The organism is Halobacillus rhizosphaerae (assembly GCF_046719735.1).
Classification (GTDB): domain Bacteria; phylum Bacillota; class Bacilli; order Bacillales; family Halobacillaceae; genus Halobacillus_B; species Halobacillus_B rhizosphaerae.
Window position 1 is genome coordinate 33,689 of sequence record NZ_JAUTWQ010000009.1, and the last position, 17,663, is coordinate 51,351.

Genomic DNA, 17,663 nt, shown 5'->3' on the forward strand with positions numbered 1-17,663 from the left:
GATGGAAATGCAGACAATAAAAAAACAACTTCCTAAGAAAGTTGTTAAGTTAAGAGCACAGCAATATTGTTCGAGCATGGATTAATCAGGTATAGATTGTAAACGTCTGTCCATGCTTTTCACTCGCACTTAACACCTCCTATCCTCGTAGGTATTGATGTTGGCTGACTTAGGCAGGTCTCCTGGCTTATGATCATTACTCCCTGGATCCTTCCCATTCTCAACGGAGAACAGTGGTTATTCCAGTTTGTTCACAAATACAGTTGCGGGACAGCATCGGATTTATACCGATTTCCCTTTTAAGCAAATAAGCATTGAACCAACTTAATTGCACCTCAGTCTAAAGCGTATTTAGTTTTGACTTTATCAATGTAACAAAAATTCCGAAAATAAACAATAATTTCCTTAAAGGGTGTTGGGGGATACCTATCAATATAAACGGGGTGATGAAGAAAAAAGATTGTACCTTAGCTGTTCTAGTTCCTTATTTGAAGAAACAGATGTAAATATTATACAATTGTTGTGTGTTTGATATTTCTAACAAACCGATTGAGTAGGAAGTGATATTCCTGTGCTTTTTGTATGTGGATGGCTATTTCTGACGGCAGGATTTTTCATGCACGTAAGACCCCCTAAAGAAATGAATAACTGGTATGGCTACAGAACTCCATTGTCTACAAAAAATCAAGATAACTGGGAGTTTGCTCAAAACCACAGCCGGAAAATGTTTCTTAACTGCGGAGTACTTATGACCTTGCTAGGCGCTGTAAGTGGTTATTTCCTCATTAAAGGCAATACGGAAATGGTATTTATCGTGGAGACCTTTGTTATATTGCCAATATTTTGTGCGATATTACTTTTTTCGACACACATTCGTTTAAAGAAATTTGATCGTCTTTCTCATAAAAACAAACGATTTTAGTAGACTTCCTGATCTTAACCAAAGAAGGAACTCGATTATTTATTCTTTCGAATTAGTTTCTTATATTGTAAGTCCCCATATCCGATAGTCGGGAAAAGCGCAAATAAATTTGTAAGCAATTCAGCTGTCGATAAGTTTCTATTCTTTTTGATATACTTGGTTACTGGATTCTCATCGTTCAGCATCATTAAATATAGATCTATGGCCTGATACATCACGGGAAGTACTTTGACAGATGCAGGGCTGTGATTTAACAGAACATCTTCATACACACGAGAATAATGACCGAGCTCAAGTTCAGTTTGACGTACCTTAAATTCATCTTCTCTGAAACTATGTAAGAAAACTCTTCCCTTGTAATTAGACTGTTCAAGGTAAGCGAGCAGGGTGAGAAGGTTCATTTGACAAAACATGTCTTTGCCAAACCATAAGATCATACATGGATAATGGTTGTTAAAGAGAGTATTTAAGGGGGTGATGACCTTATTAATATAATCTTCTGTCGTCTCCAGGTGTCCCCTTGCTCTTGTTTCTATGAATTCCTTAGTAAATATTTTTGGAGTCGTGTCGTTTATACACATGGCTTCATTAAAAGGAGCATAATCAGATTGTCCCATCATTTTCTTCTCCTTAAACTCCTCATACATAACTTGGCCATTTAATATACTAAGGACATGTTCATCAGCCATATCCCAGTTTTTATTAACCTTCATTTTTTGAGATAAATCCATATCTATTCCTTCCCCTTTCTTATGGTAAAGAAAAAATTTTTATAAATAATGGACTTTAACGATTCAGAAAAAGGTTTTTCGACGTGAGTAGAGAACCTTAATACTTAACCACAGGCTAGGGAACTGGGACGTGCGCCTGTTACAGCAAACCTAATGAAACGAGGTCTTTATAAATAAAGGATATCTCAATTGGATCATGTTTGGAAACTTTTATTCTAATAGAGGTGATCATTCTTCTCTCTAAATGGTGTCTTCATTTTAAAAAGATGCTCTTTAGATTGCTGTGTAACTATTCTGGATCTGTGCTCTAATATAGAGTCCAGATCATTTGCCTCCTCCTGATGGGATTGATATATTCCCGTTAGTTTTAATAAAGGATTTGTATGGAGGATAGCTGGATCTCTAGCAACTGAGGGAAAGGTCTATATTTTTTATAAAAAATGAAAGTGAATGCTGCATTCAATATTATTGATTAAGGGGAATTGGCAGTGGAATCCATATGGTTGGAATACGGCTGGACGTTAATCATTCTCATCTGTTTAGAAGGGTTATTATCTGCTGACAATTCACTTGTACTAGCGGTAATAGCTAAACATTTACCTGATAGCCAAAAGAAACGGGCAATAAATTATGGTATTTTAGGTGCATTTATATTTAGATTTGGCGCACTATTTGCCATTTCATTTATTGCAAATGTATGGCAGGTTCAGGCCGTTGGTGCCGTGTATCTGATTTACTTAGGTGTGAAAAATATAATAGTAGATTCGGACAGTAGTGAGTCAACAGAAGGTAAGAATCCTAAAGGTAAGGGGTTCTGGGCAACCGTAGTTAAAATAGGAGCAGCGGATTTGGTGTTTGCGATTGATTCTATTTTAGCTGCCGTAGCCCTGGCACTCGATCTTCCGAATTCTCCCCTTCCTAAATTCGGCGGAATGGACGGAGGAAAATTTGCCGTTGTGATGCTTGCTGGTATTGCTGGATTAATTTTAATTAAATTTGCTGCTTCCTGGTTTGTGAAGCTTCTCGACACTCGGCCCAGCTTAGAAACCACAGCCTATTTAATTGTCGCCTGGGTTGGAGTGAAGCTAGCGGTTATTACGCTGTCACATGAAGAAGTGAGCGTATTAAATGAGAACTTCGCTCATAGTCTGGGATGGAAATTAACTTTCTGGGGCGTATTATTGTGTATGGCAATAGGCGGCTGGTTTTTGTCAGGAAAGAAGGCGGACAAGAAAAATCGGAATAATAAAAAGTATTACAGCAACTCTAAATCTTAATACAATCAGAGTAACTCATGAATAACCCGAACCAATGATTCACCTTGGTTCGGGTTATTCTAGCTGGCAATCAATGAGGAGACGGCTATATCCTTCCTGGATGTAGCCGCAGCTCCCTGGCATATCCCTAGGATCATAACTTTTCCACTTCATTAATAGACTATAATAAGACGAGTCCTGGTTCATGGCGAATTTTCGCACCATTCATGGGGGATCCATACCATTAAGCTCAAAAATAAGGGTCGGTTTATACACTGATACTAAATATAGGGAGAAATAAACTATGGGATTATGGGAAGTCATCGTATCCATGATTTTGGGGTTGGTAGAAGGGCTGACGGAATTTGCTCCTGTCTCTTCAACCGGCCACATGATCATCGTAGATGAATTATGGCTGCATTCTAAAGAGCTCTATAGTCTACCTGTGGCCAATACTTTTAAAATAGTCATTCAATTAGGATCTATACTGGCTGTAGTCGTGATATTTAAAGACAAATTCACCCAAATGCTTCACTTGAAAACAGATCATAGACAGCAGCGAAACAAATTAAGACTGTCACAAGTGATCGTGGGAATTATCCCAGCTGGAGTGTTAGGTTTTGTCTTTGAGGATTATATTGATACTTATCTGTTTTCCGTTAAGACGGTCATCTTCGGCCTTGCAGCTGGAGCATTGTTAATGGTGTACGCGGATTCTATTCAAAAAAACAAGATCATAACTACTTTGAGTGTAGATCAGATCTCCTATAAGCAAGCGTTTGGAATGGGGTTATTCCAATGTATTGGGCTATGGCCGGGGTTTTCCAGATCTGGGTCAACGATTTCAGGAGGCGTTTTGCTTGGAATGAGTCATCGAGCTTCCTCGGATTTTACATTTATTATGGCTGTACCGATTATGTTAGGGGCCAGCAGCCTCTCTTTGATAAAAAATTTTCAATACTTCACGGTTGAGGCGTTTCCATTTATTCTCATAGGCTTTATAAGTGCGTTTCTATTTGCACTCTTGTCTATTCGATTTTTCTTGAAATTAATCAACCGAATCAAACTGGTCCCTTTTGCCATTTACCGTGTTCTATTAGCTGCTGTAATTTATCTCCTGTATTTTTAGAAGAGTTGATTTCTTTGCGTGATTCAACTATTTAAATGGACATTTCGCAGGCCGGCATACGTGCGGGCTTTTTTACTTTCAGGGAATTATAAGATGATTTGGGTGTGGATAAAATGATTGCACTCCTGTTCTTCGGGCTGATTTTTGTCTAATAAACGCAGCGAATATTTCGGTGTTTCTGTCCTCAGTCTTTTAGCTTAAGAATTCCAGACTCTTACTTCAAACCTTTTACCTGTTTTTCATAAAACTATTTAAAATCAGGTTCATCTATTTCTTTCCAGGGTAAGAAATAGAAGATTTAAATTTATTAAGTTAGAATGGTGATCACATGGGATTCTTTTACTATATAAAGAAATATTTAAAGATGTCGAGGCGTCAGCGGAAGAGTGAATTAAAATCAACTCTTTGGTTCATGCCTTTTTGGTATATCGTCGGAGCGATCGGATTATCCGCTTTTACCTATTATCTTGATTATGCGGTGGATGTAAGCTTATATATGCCAACCGCCATTGGTTTCAGTGGAGAGACCCTGCAAGTGCTTTTAAGTGCCCTCGTCGGCGGTGTGCTGACTTTAAGTGCATTTACAATTAACTCTCTGCTTGTTGCCTTGACAACGTTCAGCGGGCAGTTTTCTTCCAAAATGCTAGTAAACTTCGTGAGTGATCGGGCGACTCAGCACGTACTGGGTATATTTAACGGTAGCTTCATTTATGTACTCTTAAATTTCTTGTATGTGACCCATGAAAAAGAGGAGTATATCGTTGCGACACCGGTCTTATCTATTCTAACAGCTATTACAGCCGCTGTGACTTTCATCTACTTTATCAACCATACAACCACCTGGATGCAGGTTCACAATATTAGTTACAATATGAATGCTAAGTCAAAATCAGTTCAGAAGGCTCTGGAAAATGAATTAAAGCCTTACCTCCTTGAAAAAGAGGCAGAGAGCGAATCACTCCCGTCTGAGTCTGATGGAAAGGTGATAAGAACCAGTCATTCCGGCTATCTTCAGGTGGCAGACTTTTCAAGATTGATTAAACAAACGAGAAGGGATAACAGCCTGCTGAGGTTTGAGGTGAGAATTGGCGAATTTGTAGTAGAGGGGACCCCTCTGCTGACTTATTGGGAAGACGGTCAAACTATTAATCCTGAGCGCTACACTAAGGCGATAGAAATTGGGATCAAACAAACGGAAATTCAAGACTTGGAGTATGGATTAATAAAACTAGCTGAAGTAGCTATCAAAGCTCTAGGTCATAATGATCCTCTTACCGTGACGAATACGATGCATCAGATTACCGATTTGCTGAAAAGCATTGGGGAGTCTACTAATTTCTCCTCCTGTCTTTACGACCAAGAAGAGAAGCTTCGGATCATTTTAAATCAAAAGGATTTTCGTTATTATCTTCATAAGGGATTTGCCTCCATTCGGGAGTATGCCAATCAGAACTCGACTGTGATTACAGAGCTTTTAACCATGGTTTCCCTGCTGAGTAAAACAATGGATAAGAAAGTACACAAAGATCTATGGGAATTTGCCCGCCAGACTATTTTAGGGTTTGATAACTACAGCTTGTATGAAAATGACTGTTTGTATATTTTAGAGCAATTATCCGAGCTCGCTAAAAACACAGGGAATCAGAAGGATTATCTTTTTCTGCTTGAATATATGCTGAATCGAGTCAGTTCAAAGAGTGCTTCCAAGGCCCCTTCTTCGATTTAATCTTGGTAGGATGATTCTAAGGGGAGGGTGAATATGAGGAGGGCATCTGGAATCTCAAGAGACTCCTGAAGAATGCATGAAACGGGAAGCCTATGAGGAAGGATACATTTCAGGCAGCTGCTCTCTTCTGGGGAAAATTGAAGTGGACCACCATGTTGATCCAAATTGGAATCAAAATAGTCCGTATCCAAAGGTAGGCTATCAAGTTTATTATCGTATGGAAATTGACCACTGGCATTCATTTGAAGCCGAGTACGAGTCAGTTGAAAGAAAGCTCATAGATCCAAGTGAATTCAAAATCTATTATCACGATTGGAACGAATTACATCAGGAAATCTTAGATTATGCTGTCAGCCATAAGCAGCGAGGGGAAGAGTTCGACCATTGAAATGGTTCTTCGCGATGGATATGCGATCTATCGTTTCACAAGAGAATGGAGGATAAGCCGTTGGAACATAATAAATTCCGCTTCATTCCGTATGCTTCTCAGTATGCTGAGCAGACAGTGGAGATGTGGAGGGAGAGTAAATTCCAAGCGATTGGACAAAGAGAAATTCATAGTTTCGACAATCATGTTCACTTCCTTAATCACATCCTGCCGCAAGATTTTCAAATTGAACTGGCCATGATGGATGAACAAGTGGCTGGGATCATAGCTTACAATCAATCAGAGATCAGCCAGCTCTACATTCATGTTTCTTATCAAGGGTTAGGAATTGGAACTAAGCTGCTTGAGAGAGCGAAAGAGCGTTCAAGAAGATTAACCCTTTACACATTTGAAGTGAATAAGAATGCCCAGCAGTTTTATGAACGAAATGGCTTTCGAGTGATTGGTAGAGGTAACGAAAATGAAGAAAATCTTCCTGATCTTTTGTATGAATGGAAAGCTCTTTAAAAGATGCGATAGGCTCATATAAGCCACAAACTCTTAAGCACCTGGAGTTTGTGGCTTAATTCATGTTACCCTCGCTGCATTCCTTCCTATTCAACCGTACTTTGTTATATCTTTTTTATATGAAAAACGAACATTATCCATATTTTATATAACGAAGGGGGAGTGTTACTTTTAATTATAAGACAGTTCTGAAAATTATTAAGTGATTAGGAGTGAACCAAATGCCTAAAGCTCTGGGAAAGATCAATGGAAGGATGCAAGTCGAAGAAATGGAAGTGGATGAAAATTCGCTTGAGAAAGCTTCAAAAGTAGAGTGGGATACACCGCTTTCGGGCATGGTCTATGGTACTTTACTTAATTATCAAGGCACACTTGATCAAATGGGAGATACTCTTCATCATCCTCCTTACCAATCTCCACCCAAAGCGCCAATTCTCTATATTAAACCAAGGAATACATTCATTGGGCATCAAGCTGCTATCCCGTTACCAGACGACGTAGAGGAATTAGAAACAGGGGCGTGTCTCGGCGTTGTCATTGGCAGAGAGGCTAAATGGGTGGAAGAAGAACGCGCTCTTGACTATGTATTAGGATATACGGTGGTCAATGATATAAGTGTTCCTCATTCTAGTGTTTTCCGGCCAGCGGTCAAGGATAAGTCGCGAGATGGTTTTTGTCCGGCGGGTCCCTGGATTATGGAAAAAGGAGCGGTCACCAATCCGGATGATTTAACCATTCAAGTGTTCGTAAATGGTGAGAAAAAACAAGAGAATAATACATCTAATCTCGTTCGTTCGGTATCCCGGCTGCTTGCCGAAGTGAGCGGATTTATGACCTTAGACCAAGGAGATACATTGCTCGTCGGAATTCCTGAAAACCCTCCTCATGTAAAGGCTGGCGATCATATTCGCATTCATATTGAGCAGGTCGGAACTTTAGAAAATGTGGTACGCAGGGAATCTATGTCAGGGAGGGGAAGTCAATGAAGACGGGGCGAGTGGCATTCGAAGGGGTCATTCATACAGTTACAGAAACTTCGCGCGGAATTCAGCTTGCGAACGGGCAGATCGCAGCAGAGGAAGAAGTCGTTTGGCTGACGCCAATCGAGCCGGAGACATGCTTTGCCCTTGGGCTCAATTATTTTGACCATGCGAGCGAATTATCGTTTCAGGCCCCGGAGGAACCGCTGATCTTTCTGAAAGGACCGAATACGTTTATAGGGCATCGAGGTAAAACCTTGCGACCTTCAGAAGTGAAGAATATGCACTATGAATGTGAGCTGGCGGTGATCATAGGGAGACTGGCAAGAAACGTTAACAGGGAAGATGCTTATGATTATATTTCCGGTTATACGATTGCCAATGACTATGCTGTCCGTGATTATCTCGAAAACTATTATCGTCCGAACCTAAAGGCAAAGAACAGGGATCATAGTACACCCCTCGGACCGTGGGTCGTGGAAGCGGCAGATATTAAGGATCCTATGAATCTTTCTTTACGTACTTACGTGAATGGGGAAATTGTCCAGGAAGGATCTACGAAAGACTTGATCTTTAGTGTTCCGGTACTTATCGAATATATCAGCAGTTTTATGACGCTTAACCCTGGGGATCTAATCTTGACAGGAACGCCCAAAGGGACGATTGATACAAAAGCTGGTGATGAAGTGATCACTGAAATTGAAGGAATTGGACGACTTATCAATACGATTACGGGTGAAGCGACTGAATGAGGAGGACACACTATGCCGCATGTGATTGTGGAATATACAGATAACCTTGCCGCACGGTCGGATATTCAAGATTTGCTTACAAAGATAAGGCAAGTGCTGGAGAACAGGAGCGATACGTATCCTGTGGGGGGAATACGTGTCCGCGCTCACGAGGTAAGCTGCTATACGATTGCAGATGGGAAAGAAAACGATGCGTTTGTTCATACCCAGTTTAAAATCGGCAAAGGACGCAGTGAAGAAGTGAAACAGGCGACCTGTGAAGCGATCTTTGACGTGATGAAAACTCATTTCGAGGATCTTTACCAGGAAAGTTATTTGGCCCTATCTTTAGAACTGGAAGAATTCCAGCATCCTACATTTAAGCAGAATAATATTCATGGCCGATTTAAATAGCCTTCTTTGAAAAAGCGTCGGGCGGTAGATCACTCGGCGCTTTGAGCATTTGCTAAACTAGGAGTGCAAGCTTCCGCTTACGTTAACTCAGCGCCGGATGTCCACTTGACGTTATAAAGGAATCCAGCAGTCGTCTAGCTGCTTTCGTCAAATACCGGTCCTTGTGCCAAATGATCGCAGATTCGGCTTTAATTCCAGCATTCTTCAATTCATAGCTTCTTATATGAGCAAAGGAGAATGCCTCCAGCGTTGACTTAGGAACAATGGTTGCCCCAACGCCATGAGCCGCGAGAGAAAGAAGCATAGTCGGGTCCGGACATTCGCAAATAATATCAGGTTCAAATCCATGCTTTTTGCATTCCTCTACGATTAACTCAAATTGGCCCGTCCCGCTGATCCGGTGCAGCAGCATTAACGGCAGCCCTTGTAATGTTTCGACTTCAATTTCTTTTTGGCTGGGAGAAAAGATATTCCAAGAGTCAGGGGTGACAAGGACGTAAGGTTCAGAGGGGAGCGGGATCATCTCAAATTCATTCACGTCCAGAGGAAGCCGGACAATGGCCATCTCGATTTCGCGTTTCTTAATGCATTCTGCTAAGAAGAAAGTATCTCCCTCTCTAAGCTGGTAGGTAAGCTTAGGGTAGTCTTGACGCAGCTTAGTCAGCCGTTCTGTTAAGGCGGAGAAACAGGACTTCGTAGAACCTAAATAGAGCGTACCTGTCAAACCTTCGCTTGTTTCTTTAACTTCCACTAACGTTTCTTCTAATTCATTTAATATTTTCCCTGCTTTTTTGTATAAAACTTCTCCGGCATTCGTCAGCTTTAGTGTGCGTCCTTCCCGATCAAATAATTTAAGCTGCAGTTCTTCTTCGATCATTTTCATTTGCTGGCTGAGGGGCGGCTGGGCCATATGGAGCTTTTTAGCAGCTTTCGTCACCTGACCTTCTTCAGCTACCGCACGAAAGTAACGCAGTTGCTTAATATCCACCATTCTCACTCCATTTCAGTTTTAAGAACATACATACGGAAAACCTATACAAATCAAATTATTTAAATATTTTTAATATACAAAAAGCTGTGTGATAATTTGAATATACAAACTTTAACCAGGATTTGCAAATTTTTTTACGAAAAAAAGAAAGCGCTATCATGAAGGAGGATGATCATGAGTGAACGAACTTTATCGGACATTAATGGAGCTGGAAAGAGAGTGATACAGGAAGTGAAAGATGTTCAGCTTTACATTGATGGCCGCTTTGTGGATGCGGAAAACCAGGGGACATTTGAAAATTATAATCCATTTACTAATGAAAAGATTAACGAAGTGGCGGCTGGTGATCATCAAGATATTCATAAGGCTGTTCAAGCAGCTAGAAGAGCCTTCCAGGGCGAATGGGGCCGGATGAAATTGAAAGAGCGGCTCAGCTATATTTATAAAATCGCTGACTTAATCGATGAGCATATTGAAGAGATTGCCCCGCTTGAATCTTATGATACGGGTCTTCCGATCAGTCAGACGAAAAAGATGGTCAGCCGGGCAGCGCAGAACTTCCGGTTCTATGCCGAAATGGTCAACAGCCGCTTAGTAGGCGACGCCTATCAGGTGGATGATGAATTTTTAAATTATACCATTCATAAACCGGTAGGGATTGCTGGGCTGATTACCCCGTGGAATGCCCCTTTTATGCTGGAAACTTGGAAGATTGCCCCCGCCTTAGCAACAGGAAATACGGTCATCCTGAAGCCGGCAGAATGGTCACCGCTGACGGCGAACCGGTTAGCTGAAATTATTGATAAAGCCGGTCTTCCTAATGGGGTGTTTAATGTCGTCCACGGCTATGGGGAAACAGCTGGCGCGGCACTTGTCGCTCACGAAGATGTTGAGCTGATTTCCTTTACAGGAGAAACGAAAACCGGATCTGAAATTATGAAAAATGGGGCTGACTCGCTGAAACAATTTTCGATGGAGCTTGGTGGTAAATCACCGTTGATTGTTTTTCCGGATGCGGATATGGAGCGGGCCATTGATGCTTGTACTTGGGGAATATTTTCGTTTAATGGAGAGCGCTGCACAGCAAATTCCCGCCTGTATATTCACGAAGATGCAGCTGAGGAATTTATTGCCGCTTTAAAAGACAGAGTGAAGAATATTACTGTAGGCGATCCACTGAAAGAAGAGACGCAGGTAGGTCCTTTAATTCATCCGAAACATTACCAAAGTGTGAAGGATTATTTAACTTTAGCGGAAGAGGAAGGCTGCCAGGTTATTAGTGGCACAGTCCCTGAGGAATACAGCCGTGGCAATTATATTGCGCCAACGCTCTTATTGAATGCAGAAACCTCTATGAGAGTCGTTCAGGAAGAAATTTTCGGACCGGTGATTGCAGTGATGACATTTAAGGATGAAAAAGAGGTCATTGAATATGCGAATAATGTGCGCTACGGGCTTGCAGGGTATGTCTGGACAAAAGACTTGCAGCGCGGACACAGGGTGGCACAGGCAGTGAACGCAGGAATGATGTGGATCAATTCGCAGAATGTACGGGACTTACGCACTCCTTTTGGCGGTTCTAAGCATAGCGGAATTGGCCGGGAAGGCGGTCATTATGCTTTTGAATTTTATACAGAAGTTCAAATCATTCATGTCGCCCTGGGAGATCACCCTATCCCTCAATTTGGTAAATATTAAGGAGGAATGACGATGCCTGCTAAAACAGGAGCGCAGTATAAAGAAAAACTCAAGCATGCTAAGAATAATATTTTTATTCACGGCGAGCGTGTCGAGGATCCGACTACCCATCCCGCTTTTAAAAATGTGGTTCAATCGATGGCTGAACTGTATGATCTCCAATATGAAAAGCCAGATAAAATGCTTTATGCCTCTCCTCAGACAGGAGATCAAGTCGGCATGACTTTTTACCGGCCGGAAACCATTGATGACCTTATTAAACGGCGGGAAGCGATGCAGGAATGGGCGAGGCATTCCGGTGGATTAATGGGGCGCTCTCCAGACTATTTAAATGCCGAAGTGATGGCGATGGGCGTAGCGAACGATTTATTTGGTGAAGATGATCCAATGTTCTCTGAGAATGCGAAAAATTATTATGATTATGCAAGAGAAAATGATATCAGTCTGACTCATACATTGATTCATCCTCAAGTGAATCGGCAGAAGGCTCAGCATGAACAGAAAGATGCCAATGTGGCGCTTCATCTCGTGGAGAAGAAATCGGACGGGATCGTCGTGGACGGCGCACGTCTGCTCGCTACTCAAGGAGGCATCACAGACGAAATTCTGGTCTTCCCTTCTACAGTGAAGCAGGCAGGAGAGAAGGATGATCCCTATTCCCTTGCCTTTGTCGTTCCGAATAATACCAAAGGATTAAAGTTCATTAGCCGTGAGTCCTTTGATTACGGGAAGAACACGTGGGACCACCCACTTTCCAGCCGGTTTGAAGAAGGTGACGCCATTGTGTATTTTGACAACGTTTTCGTTCCATGGGAAAAAGTGTTTGTCTGTGGGAATTCTTCCATCTGCAACCGAACTTTTAGTGAAACGAATGCGGTTGTGCATATGGCTCATCAAGTTGTTGCTAAAAATGTTGTGAAGACAGAGTTTGTGCTGGGCGTGGTCTTAAGTCTGATGGAATCCATCGGCATCGATAAATTTCAGCATGTGCAAGATAAAGGGACAGAAATAATGCTGGTTCTTGAAACGATGAAGTCGCATTTATTTAAAGCGGAACACAATGCAAAGCTCGACAAGTGGGGGACCATGACACCGGATTTTGAAGCTTTAAATGCGGCAAGGAACTGGTATCCGCGCGTGTACCCTCGACTTGTAGAGATTCTTCGTATTCTGGGGGCTTCCGGGCTGATGGGCATCCCAACCGAAGCAGACTTTCATCACGAAGAAATTGGACCCCTCGTGAACCGGGCGCTGCAATCTAAGAATCTGGAAGGCTACGAACGAGTGAAGCTGTTCCGCCTGGCCTGGGACTTAACAATGAGCGCGTTCGGCAGCAGGCAGACCCACTATGAATACTATTTCTTTGGCGACCCAGTGAAAATGGGGATGACCTATTTTGATCAGTTTAACAAAGAACCATATAAAGAATACATTCAAGATTTCTTAAAAAAAGTGAAAACGTCAAAGCCTGACTATACAAACGTATAAGGAGTGGAAAGCATGACCTTTGATATTATCCGCGCCGGCCGTGCGATATTGCATGTTACAGATCTCGAGAAATCGAGAGCGTTCTATGATGCACTTGGTTTTGTGGAAACGGCTTCTGACGACAGTCATATTTTTTTCAGAGGACTTGAAGAGCACAATCATCACAGCCTATTATTAAAAAAAGCCGACGAACCTGCCGTCGAGGTTATCAGTTATAAAGTTAGATCAGATCAAGACTTAGAGGAACTAGCAACTATGTTTGAAAAACAGGGTTCAGAAATAAAGTGGATGGAAGCAGGATCACAGGAAGCGGTCGGGCGTTCATTGAGGGTTCAGGATGTCTCCGGTCTGCCGTTAGAGTTTTATGCAGAGATGGAGCCTGCAGAACGGATGATTCAGAAATACCATCATCATAAAGGAGCGAAAGTACAGCGAATCGATCACTTTAACTGCATGATTCCTGATGTGGAGAAAGCGTACAACTATTACCTTGATACCTTTGGCTTTGCTTGTTCGGAGTATACGATAGGAGAGAAAGATCACATTTGGGCAGCCTGGCTGCATCGTAAACCAAGCGTGCATGATGTGGCCTTTATGAATGGATATGGCCCGCGCCTTCACCATATCGGATTTTGGCTGAAGGATCCGATGAATATCATAGATGGGTGTGATTCGCTTGCTTCGCTAGGTTATGGGCCGGCAATTGAGCGAGGTCCCGGCCGTCATGGGTTGTCGAATGCATTATTTTTATATTTGAGAGATCCGGACGGACATCGTATAGAACTGTATAATGGCGATTATTTAACAAGTGACCCTGACTTCAAGCCAGTTCGATGGGATTTAGATGATCCAATGCGTCAGACCTTCTGGGGTCACCAAGCCCCTGACTGCTGGTTTGAAGAAGCTTCTGATGTTCTTGATGTTCATACGAGTAAGAAAATTTCAGGTATAGAACCAAAGCTTAAAAAACAGAAACCAACGTTTGTGACTTGAGGCCCAGAGCTTAGCATGGAACACAACTAAAGAGGGGGAATCATAATGGACGATCGGATGTTTAGAACGGCGATGGGGAAGTTCGCAACAGGCGTGACCGTCATCGCTGCCGAAGCAGAGGGGGAAATTCGCGGGATGACGGCGAATGCGTTTATGTCTGTTTCTCTTGATCCGAAGCTCATCCTCATATCGGTCGCTGACAACGCAAGAATGAATAAAATGATTAAGCAGGCGAAGAAATTTACGATCAATATATTAAATAGTGAGCAGAAAGAAACATCGATGATCTTCGCTGGACAGCTGCAGAGTGCTAAAGAAGTAACTTTTGGAAGATTTGAGGGTCTGCCCATGGTAAAGGACGCTTTAGTCAGTTTTGCCTGTGAACTCTATCAATCTCATGAAGCGGGGGACCATACGCTATTTATAGGAGAGGTAATAAATCTATCTATTCAAGACGGAGAACCGCTTGCTTTTTATGAAGGTAACTATATGGAAGTATCAGCCTGTGAAAATATGCACTTATCGTAAGGAGGATGATGAATGGTACGAGATTATCAAGAAATCAAATCCAGACTCAGAGGTTCTATGACTCCTGTGATTACCCCTTTCAAATCGAATTTTGACATAGATTATGATGCATTTTCTAAACTGATTGAGTTTCAATTAGAAAATGGCACGCATGCCATTTCGGTGACAGGGACATCAGGAGAACCAAGCTCCCTGACAGAAGGAGAAAGGTTGCAAGTCATTGAATCCGCCCACAAGACGATTAATGGGCGAGTTCCTTTTGTGCCGGGTACCGGTTCGACCAATCATGAGGAAACGATGAGGATGACGAAGAGAGCAGAAGAAATTGGAGCAGATGCAGCTTTAATTATTGTTCCTTATTATAATAAACCGAACCAAAAAGCTCTCTATAAACATTTCAAGACGGTAGCTGATTCCGTCGATCTTCCGATTATTGTTTACAATATTCCGGGGAGAACTGCGCAGAATCTTCATGTGGATACACTAGCTCAATTAAGCAAAGACTGTCCGAATATCGTGGGAGTGAAAGAATCCAATAAAGATTTTGAACATGTCAATCGAGTACTGTTAAAGTGCGGTCGTGATTTCCTTTTATTCTCAGGAATTGAATTGCTGTGCTATCCGATGCTGGCGATTGGTGGAGCAGGGTCTGTTAGTGCGACCGCCAATGTGCTGCCAGGCAAAGTCGCTCAAATGCATGATGCATGGTTTGAGGGGGACGTGGAAACGGCCCAGAATCTTCACTATGAGCTGATGGAGCTGAATGATGTTCTTTTTAAAGACACGAATCCGGCTCCCGTTAAATCGGCGCTTGGCATGATGGGCAAGATTGAGCCTTATCTGCGTCTCCCAATGGACCTTCCTTCCGAGGAACTGCAAAGAGAAATCCGAGATACGCTGACGAAATACCGCGTGCAGTTACAATACGTATAAGAAGGTGAAAGCGGTCCTGACTGGGCCGTTTTTTCATGTGTAGATATATGAGCTTAGGATAGAAAACCAATCTAATAACAACGGTGTGAAAAATGGACGGCATGATTCCCCCTGAGGTGAACAGCGTTTGCTGATGAAAATTCCCGTGTGAATGATAAGCTAATAGAGAAGAAATAGCTTAATAGAAAGGATGTTAACAAATGGACCTTCAATTACAAGGGAAATCAGTCGTAGTCATGGCCTCAAGTAAAGGATTAGGAAAAGCGATCGCTCTGGAATATGCCAAAGAAGGGGCGCGTGTATTCATCTCCAGCCGCAACGAGGAAGCCTTGAAGCAAGCCCAGACAGAAATTAAGAAAGAAAGCGAGAATCCTAACGTGGAATGTATGGTTTGCGACGTGACCCGTCCTAAGCAAATTGAACAGCTGATAGAAAGCGCTGTAAAAAATCATGGAAATATTGACGTTTTAATTAACAATGCCGGTGGCCCACCTGCTGGGGTGTTCGATGATTTATCCGATGAAGATTGGCAGAGGGCATTTGAATTGAATTTATTAAGCTTTACAAGGACGATCCGTGCTGTACTTCCTTCCATGCGTAAGCAGGAGTCAGGAAGAATTGTTAATATAGCGTCTTCCTCTATTAAGCAGTCATTGGATAACCTGATATTATCGAATACTTTTCGTGCAGGGATTGTAGGATTAGCTAAGAGTCTTTCGCAAGAACTTGCCGGAGATAACATTTTAATCAATACCGTTGGACCAGGACGCATTGCCACAGACCGTGTAGCTTCACTGGATGAAAAGCGTGCCGGTCAGCTTGGAATTTCTATCGAGGCATTAAAGAAACAATCGGAACAGAGTATTCCGATGGGAAGGTACGGGGAGCCCGAGGAATTTGCAAAAGCTGTTGTCTTTCTTGCCTCAGGCGCAAATACCTATTTAACCGGCCAGTCTTTGGTCATTGACGGAGGTTTAGTGAAAGCGCTTTAGGTAAAATATTGTTTTTGTGGGATTTTTTTAATGAGCACTTTCGTACTTTAAAGAACATTCATATCAAGCCTATTCCCTTAAGTGTTCTCCGGGGGATGGGCTTTTTCCTATTATTTCAAAATAAACTATTTTTATATAATTTTATTTCTTTTGTATATTTAACATAAAAGAAGCCGGTAATTATTGTGGTGCAAGCACGTTGTCACGGGTCGACATTAATCGTTATAATTTTCTTACAAGGTAAAATAATTTGAAAATTGCCAATCGATCTCATGGTTGCAGAATATAGAAAAGGATGAAGGGGTGTGATGGTCTTGGAAGCCATAAGTAAAAATTTCTTCTTATACCTTTCAAATAATAGTACGTTTGATCGCTTAGCCAAGCGTTTCGGTTCTAAGTTTGGGGCGGACAGAATTGTGGGCGGGGAAACCTTTCCCATGGCAATTCCATTAATTAAGCAACTCAACCATGAGGGATTGGCGGTAACCGTTGACCACCTTGGAGAATTCGTGAATTCTGAAACAGAAGCAAGGGCGAGGGCGCAGGAAGGGATAGAAACGATTCAAGCTATTGCTAGTCATGAGCTGAATTCTGAAATGTCTCTCAAGCTTACTTCTCTCGGATTGGATATTAATAGGGAACTAGTCATAGAGAATATGGAAAAAATCTTGGAAGAAGCTAAGAAATATGGAGTTACCGTGACGATTGATATGGAGGATTCCTCTCGTACGAAGGCAACCTTAGATATTTATAAAGAATTAAAAACTCGGTACGATGCTTTAGGGACGGTCATTCAGTCCTATCTCTACCGATCTGAAGATTACGTAGAGGAATTGAATGAATATAATCCTTATCTAAGACTCGTAAAGGGTGCCTATAAAGAGCCAGGCACCGTAGCTTTTCCAGATAAGAGAATGGTGGATGAAAATCTTAAGGGGCTGATTAAGAAGAACCTCTTAAATGGAAATTACACAGCCATTGCCAGTCATGATGATGCCATCATTGATTATACAAAGCAGTTAGTGAAAGAACACGGAATTACGAATGATCAATTTGAGTTTCAAATGCTTTATGGCATGAGATATCAAACTCAATTGAATCTACTAAAAGAAGGCTATAAAGTACGCGTCTACATGCCATACGGCGAAGATTGGTATGGATACTTTATGAGACGCTTAGCTGAAAGACCAGCGAATATTACCTTTGCATTAAAAGGTATGTTTACTAAATAACTTTTTACTACTCGGAAGGAGAAT

General features: G+C 41.9%; 17 protein-coding genes, 1 pseudogene and 1 riboswitch. Of the genes and pseudogenes, 16 read left to right on the forward strand and 2 right to left on the reverse strand.

Features of this window, described 5'->3' with window-relative positions:
- Positions 1 to 155: 155 nt before the first annotated feature.
- Positions 156 to 353: riboswitch (cobalamin riboswitch) on the reverse strand.
- Positions 354 to 616: 263 nt separating this feature from the next.
- The gene (locus Q7A53_RS11385) at positions 617 to 922 is read left to right on the forward strand and encodes an SdpI family protein (protein WP_411789293.1); all 306 of its coding nucleotides are present in this window, start codon (positions 617 to 619) and stop codon (positions 920 to 922) included.
- Positions 923 to 957: 35 nt separating this feature from the next.
- Here the strand turns inward: Q7A53_RS11385 and Q7A53_RS11390 are convergent.
- Positions 958 to 1,671, reverse strand: a pseudogene (locus Q7A53_RS11390) (AraC family transcriptional regulator); the annotation flags it as partial.
- Positions 1,672 to 2,141: 470 nt separating this feature from the next.
- Here Q7A53_RS11390 and Q7A53_RS11395 point away from each other — a divergent pair.
- From Q7A53_RS11395 to Q7A53_RS11430, 8 genes are all read left to right on the forward strand, one after another.
- Complete coding sequence (locus Q7A53_RS11395) at positions 2,142 to 2,930, forward strand: TerC family protein (protein WP_411789294.1); 789 nt, start codon at positions 2,142 to 2,144, stop codon at positions 2,928 to 2,930.
- Positions 2,931 to 3,213: 283 nt separating this feature from the next.
- The gene (locus tag Q7A53_RS11400) at positions 3,214 to 4,038 is read left to right on the forward strand and encodes an undecaprenyl-diphosphate phosphatase (protein ID WP_411789295.1); all 825 of its coding nucleotides are present in this window, start codon (positions 3,214 to 3,216) and stop codon (positions 4,036 to 4,038) included.
- A gap of 328 nt (positions 4,039 to 4,366) precedes the next feature.
- Complete coding sequence (locus tag Q7A53_RS11405; protein ID WP_411789296.1) at positions 4,367 to 5,764, forward strand: DUF2254 domain-containing protein; 1,398 nt, start codon at positions 4,367 to 4,369, stop codon at positions 5,762 to 5,764.
- 46 nt (positions 5,765 to 5,810) lie between these two features.
- Positions 5,811 to 6,152: a hypothetical protein gene (locus Q7A53_RS11410; RefSeq protein WP_411789315.1), complete on the forward strand. Its 342-nt coding sequence runs from the start codon at positions 5,811 to 5,813 to the stop codon at positions 6,150 to 6,152.
- 123 nt (positions 6,153 to 6,275) lie between these two features.
- Entirely contained in the window at positions 6,276 to 6,659 is a 384-nt protein-coding gene (locus tag Q7A53_RS11415) for a GNAT family N-acetyltransferase (protein ID WP_411789316.1), read from the forward strand.
- Between the two features lie 221 nt (positions 6,660 to 6,880).
- The gene (locus Q7A53_RS11420) at positions 6,881 to 7,645 is read left to right on the forward strand and encodes a fumarylacetoacetate hydrolase family protein (protein WP_411789297.1); all 765 of its coding nucleotides are present in this window, start codon (positions 6,881 to 6,883) and stop codon (positions 7,643 to 7,645) included.
- Entirely contained in the window at positions 7,642 to 8,391 is a 750-nt protein-coding gene (locus Q7A53_RS11425) for a fumarylacetoacetate hydrolase family protein (protein ID WP_411789298.1), read from the forward strand. Before Q7A53_RS11420 ends, Q7A53_RS11425 begins: the two co-directional genes overlap by 4 nt.
- Positions 8,392 to 8,403: 12 nt before the next feature.
- The gene (locus tag Q7A53_RS11430) at positions 8,404 to 8,784 is read left to right on the forward strand and encodes a 5-carboxymethyl-2-hydroxymuconate Delta-isomerase (protein WP_411789299.1); all 381 of its coding nucleotides are present in this window, start codon (positions 8,404 to 8,406) and stop codon (positions 8,782 to 8,784) included.
- A gap of 82 nt (positions 8,785 to 8,866) precedes the next feature.
- Here the strand turns inward: Q7A53_RS11430 and Q7A53_RS11435 are convergent, their stop codons facing one another.
- Positions 8,867 to 9,775 carry a LysR family transcriptional regulator gene (locus Q7A53_RS11435; protein ID WP_411789300.1) on the reverse strand — a complete coding sequence of 303 codons (909 nt, stop codon included), beginning with the start codon at positions 9,773 to 9,775 and terminating at the stop codon, positions 8,867 to 8,869.
- 174 nt (positions 9,776 to 9,949) lie between these two features.
- Here Q7A53_RS11435 and hpaE point away from each other — a divergent pair, with 174 nt between their 5' ends.
- The 7 genes from hpaE (at position 9,950) to Q7A53_RS11470 (ending at position 17,639) form a co-directional block, all read left to right on the forward strand.
- A complete protein-coding gene (gene hpaE, locus Q7A53_RS11440) occupies positions 9,950 to 11,473 on the forward strand; it encodes a 5-carboxymethyl-2-hydroxymuconate semialdehyde dehydrogenase (RefSeq protein ID WP_411789301.1) in 1,524 nt (507 codons plus the stop codon).
- Positions 11,474 to 11,485: 12 nt separating this feature from the next.
- Positions 11,486 to 12,961 (forward strand): 4-hydroxyphenylacetate 3-monooxygenase, oxygenase component, encoded by a 1,476-nt coding sequence (hpaB, locus tag Q7A53_RS11445; RefSeq protein WP_411789302.1) that lies wholly within the window; start codon positions 11,486 to 11,488, stop codon positions 12,959 to 12,961.
- A gap of 12 nt (positions 12,962 to 12,973) precedes the next feature.
- The gene (hpaD, locus tag Q7A53_RS11450; RefSeq protein WP_411789303.1) at positions 12,974 to 13,954 is read left to right on the forward strand and encodes a 3,4-dihydroxyphenylacetate 2,3-dioxygenase; all 981 of its coding nucleotides are present in this window, start codon (positions 12,974 to 12,976) and stop codon (positions 13,952 to 13,954) included.
- 45 nt (positions 13,955 to 13,999) lie between these two features.
- Positions 14,000 to 14,482 (forward strand): flavin reductase family protein, encoded by a 483-nt coding sequence (locus Q7A53_RS11455; protein WP_411789304.1) that lies wholly within the window; start codon positions 14,000 to 14,002, stop codon positions 14,480 to 14,482.
- 12 nt (positions 14,483 to 14,494) lie between these two features.
- Positions 14,495 to 15,415 carry a 2,4-dihydroxyhept-2-ene-1,7-dioic acid aldolase gene (gene hpaI, locus Q7A53_RS11460; RefSeq protein ID WP_411789305.1) on the forward strand — a complete coding sequence of 307 codons (921 nt, stop codon included), beginning with the start codon at positions 14,495 to 14,497 and terminating at the stop codon, positions 15,413 to 15,415.
- A 200-nt stretch (positions 15,416 to 15,615) separates the two neighbouring features.
- The gene (locus Q7A53_RS11465; RefSeq protein WP_411789306.1) at positions 15,616 to 16,407 is read left to right on the forward strand and encodes an SDR family oxidoreductase; all 792 of its coding nucleotides are present in this window, start codon (positions 15,616 to 15,618) and stop codon (positions 16,405 to 16,407) included.
- 314 nt (positions 16,408 to 16,721) lie between these two features.
- Entirely contained in the window at positions 16,722 to 17,639 is a 918-nt protein-coding gene (locus Q7A53_RS11470; RefSeq protein WP_411789317.1) for a proline dehydrogenase family protein, read from the forward strand.
- Positions 17,640 to 17,663 lie beyond the last annotated feature (24 nt).

Excerpts from the sequence above, each read along its gene's own strand:
- Q7A53_RS11385 (WP_411789293.1), top strand. The coding sequence starts at position 617 with ATGCACGTAAGACCCCCTAAAGAAATGAATAACTGGTATGGCTACAGA.
- Q7A53_RS11400 (WP_411789295.1), top strand. The coding sequence starts at position 3,214 with ATGGGATTATGGGAAGTCATCGTATCCATGATTTTGGGGTTGGTAGAA.
- Q7A53_RS11405 (WP_411789296.1), top strand. The coding sequence starts at position 4,367 with ATGGGATTCTTTTACTATATAAAGAAATATTTAAAGATGTCGAGGCGT.
- Q7A53_RS11415 (WP_411789316.1), top strand. The coding sequence starts at position 6,276 with ATGTGGAGGGAGAGTAAATTCCAAGCGATTGGACAAAGAGAAATTCAT.
- Q7A53_RS11420 (WP_411789297.1), top strand. The coding sequence starts at position 6,881 with ATGCCTAAAGCTCTGGGAAAGATCAATGGAAGGATGCAAGTCGAAGAA.
- Q7A53_RS11425 (WP_411789298.1), top strand. The coding sequence starts at position 7,642 with ATGAAGACGGGGCGAGTGGCATTCGAAGGGGTCATTCATACAGTTACA.
- Q7A53_RS11430 (WP_411789299.1), top strand. The coding sequence starts at position 8,404 with ATGCCGCATGTGATTGTGGAATATACAGATAACCTTGCCGCACGGTCG.
- Q7A53_RS11435 (WP_411789300.1), bottom strand. The coding sequence starts at position 9,775 with ATGGTGGATATTAAGCAACTGCGTTACTTTCGTGCGGTAGCTGAAGAA.
- hpaE (WP_411789301.1), top strand. The coding sequence starts at position 9,950 with ATGAGTGAACGAACTTTATCGGACATTAATGGAGCTGGAAAGAGAGTG.
- hpaB (WP_411789302.1), top strand. The coding sequence starts at position 11,486 with ATGCCTGCTAAAACAGGAGCGCAGTATAAAGAAAAACTCAAGCATGCT.
- hpaD (WP_411789303.1), top strand. The coding sequence starts at position 12,974 with ATGACCTTTGATATTATCCGCGCCGGCCGTGCGATATTGCATGTTACA.
- Q7A53_RS11455 (WP_411789304.1), top strand. The coding sequence starts at position 14,000 with ATGGACGATCGGATGTTTAGAACGGCGATGGGGAAGTTCGCAACAGGC.
- hpaI (WP_411789305.1), top strand. The coding sequence starts at position 14,495 with ATGGTACGAGATTATCAAGAAATCAAATCCAGACTCAGAGGTTCTATG.
- Q7A53_RS11465 (WP_411789306.1), top strand. The coding sequence starts at position 15,616 with ATGGACCTTCAATTACAAGGGAAATCAGTCGTAGTCATGGCCTCAAGT.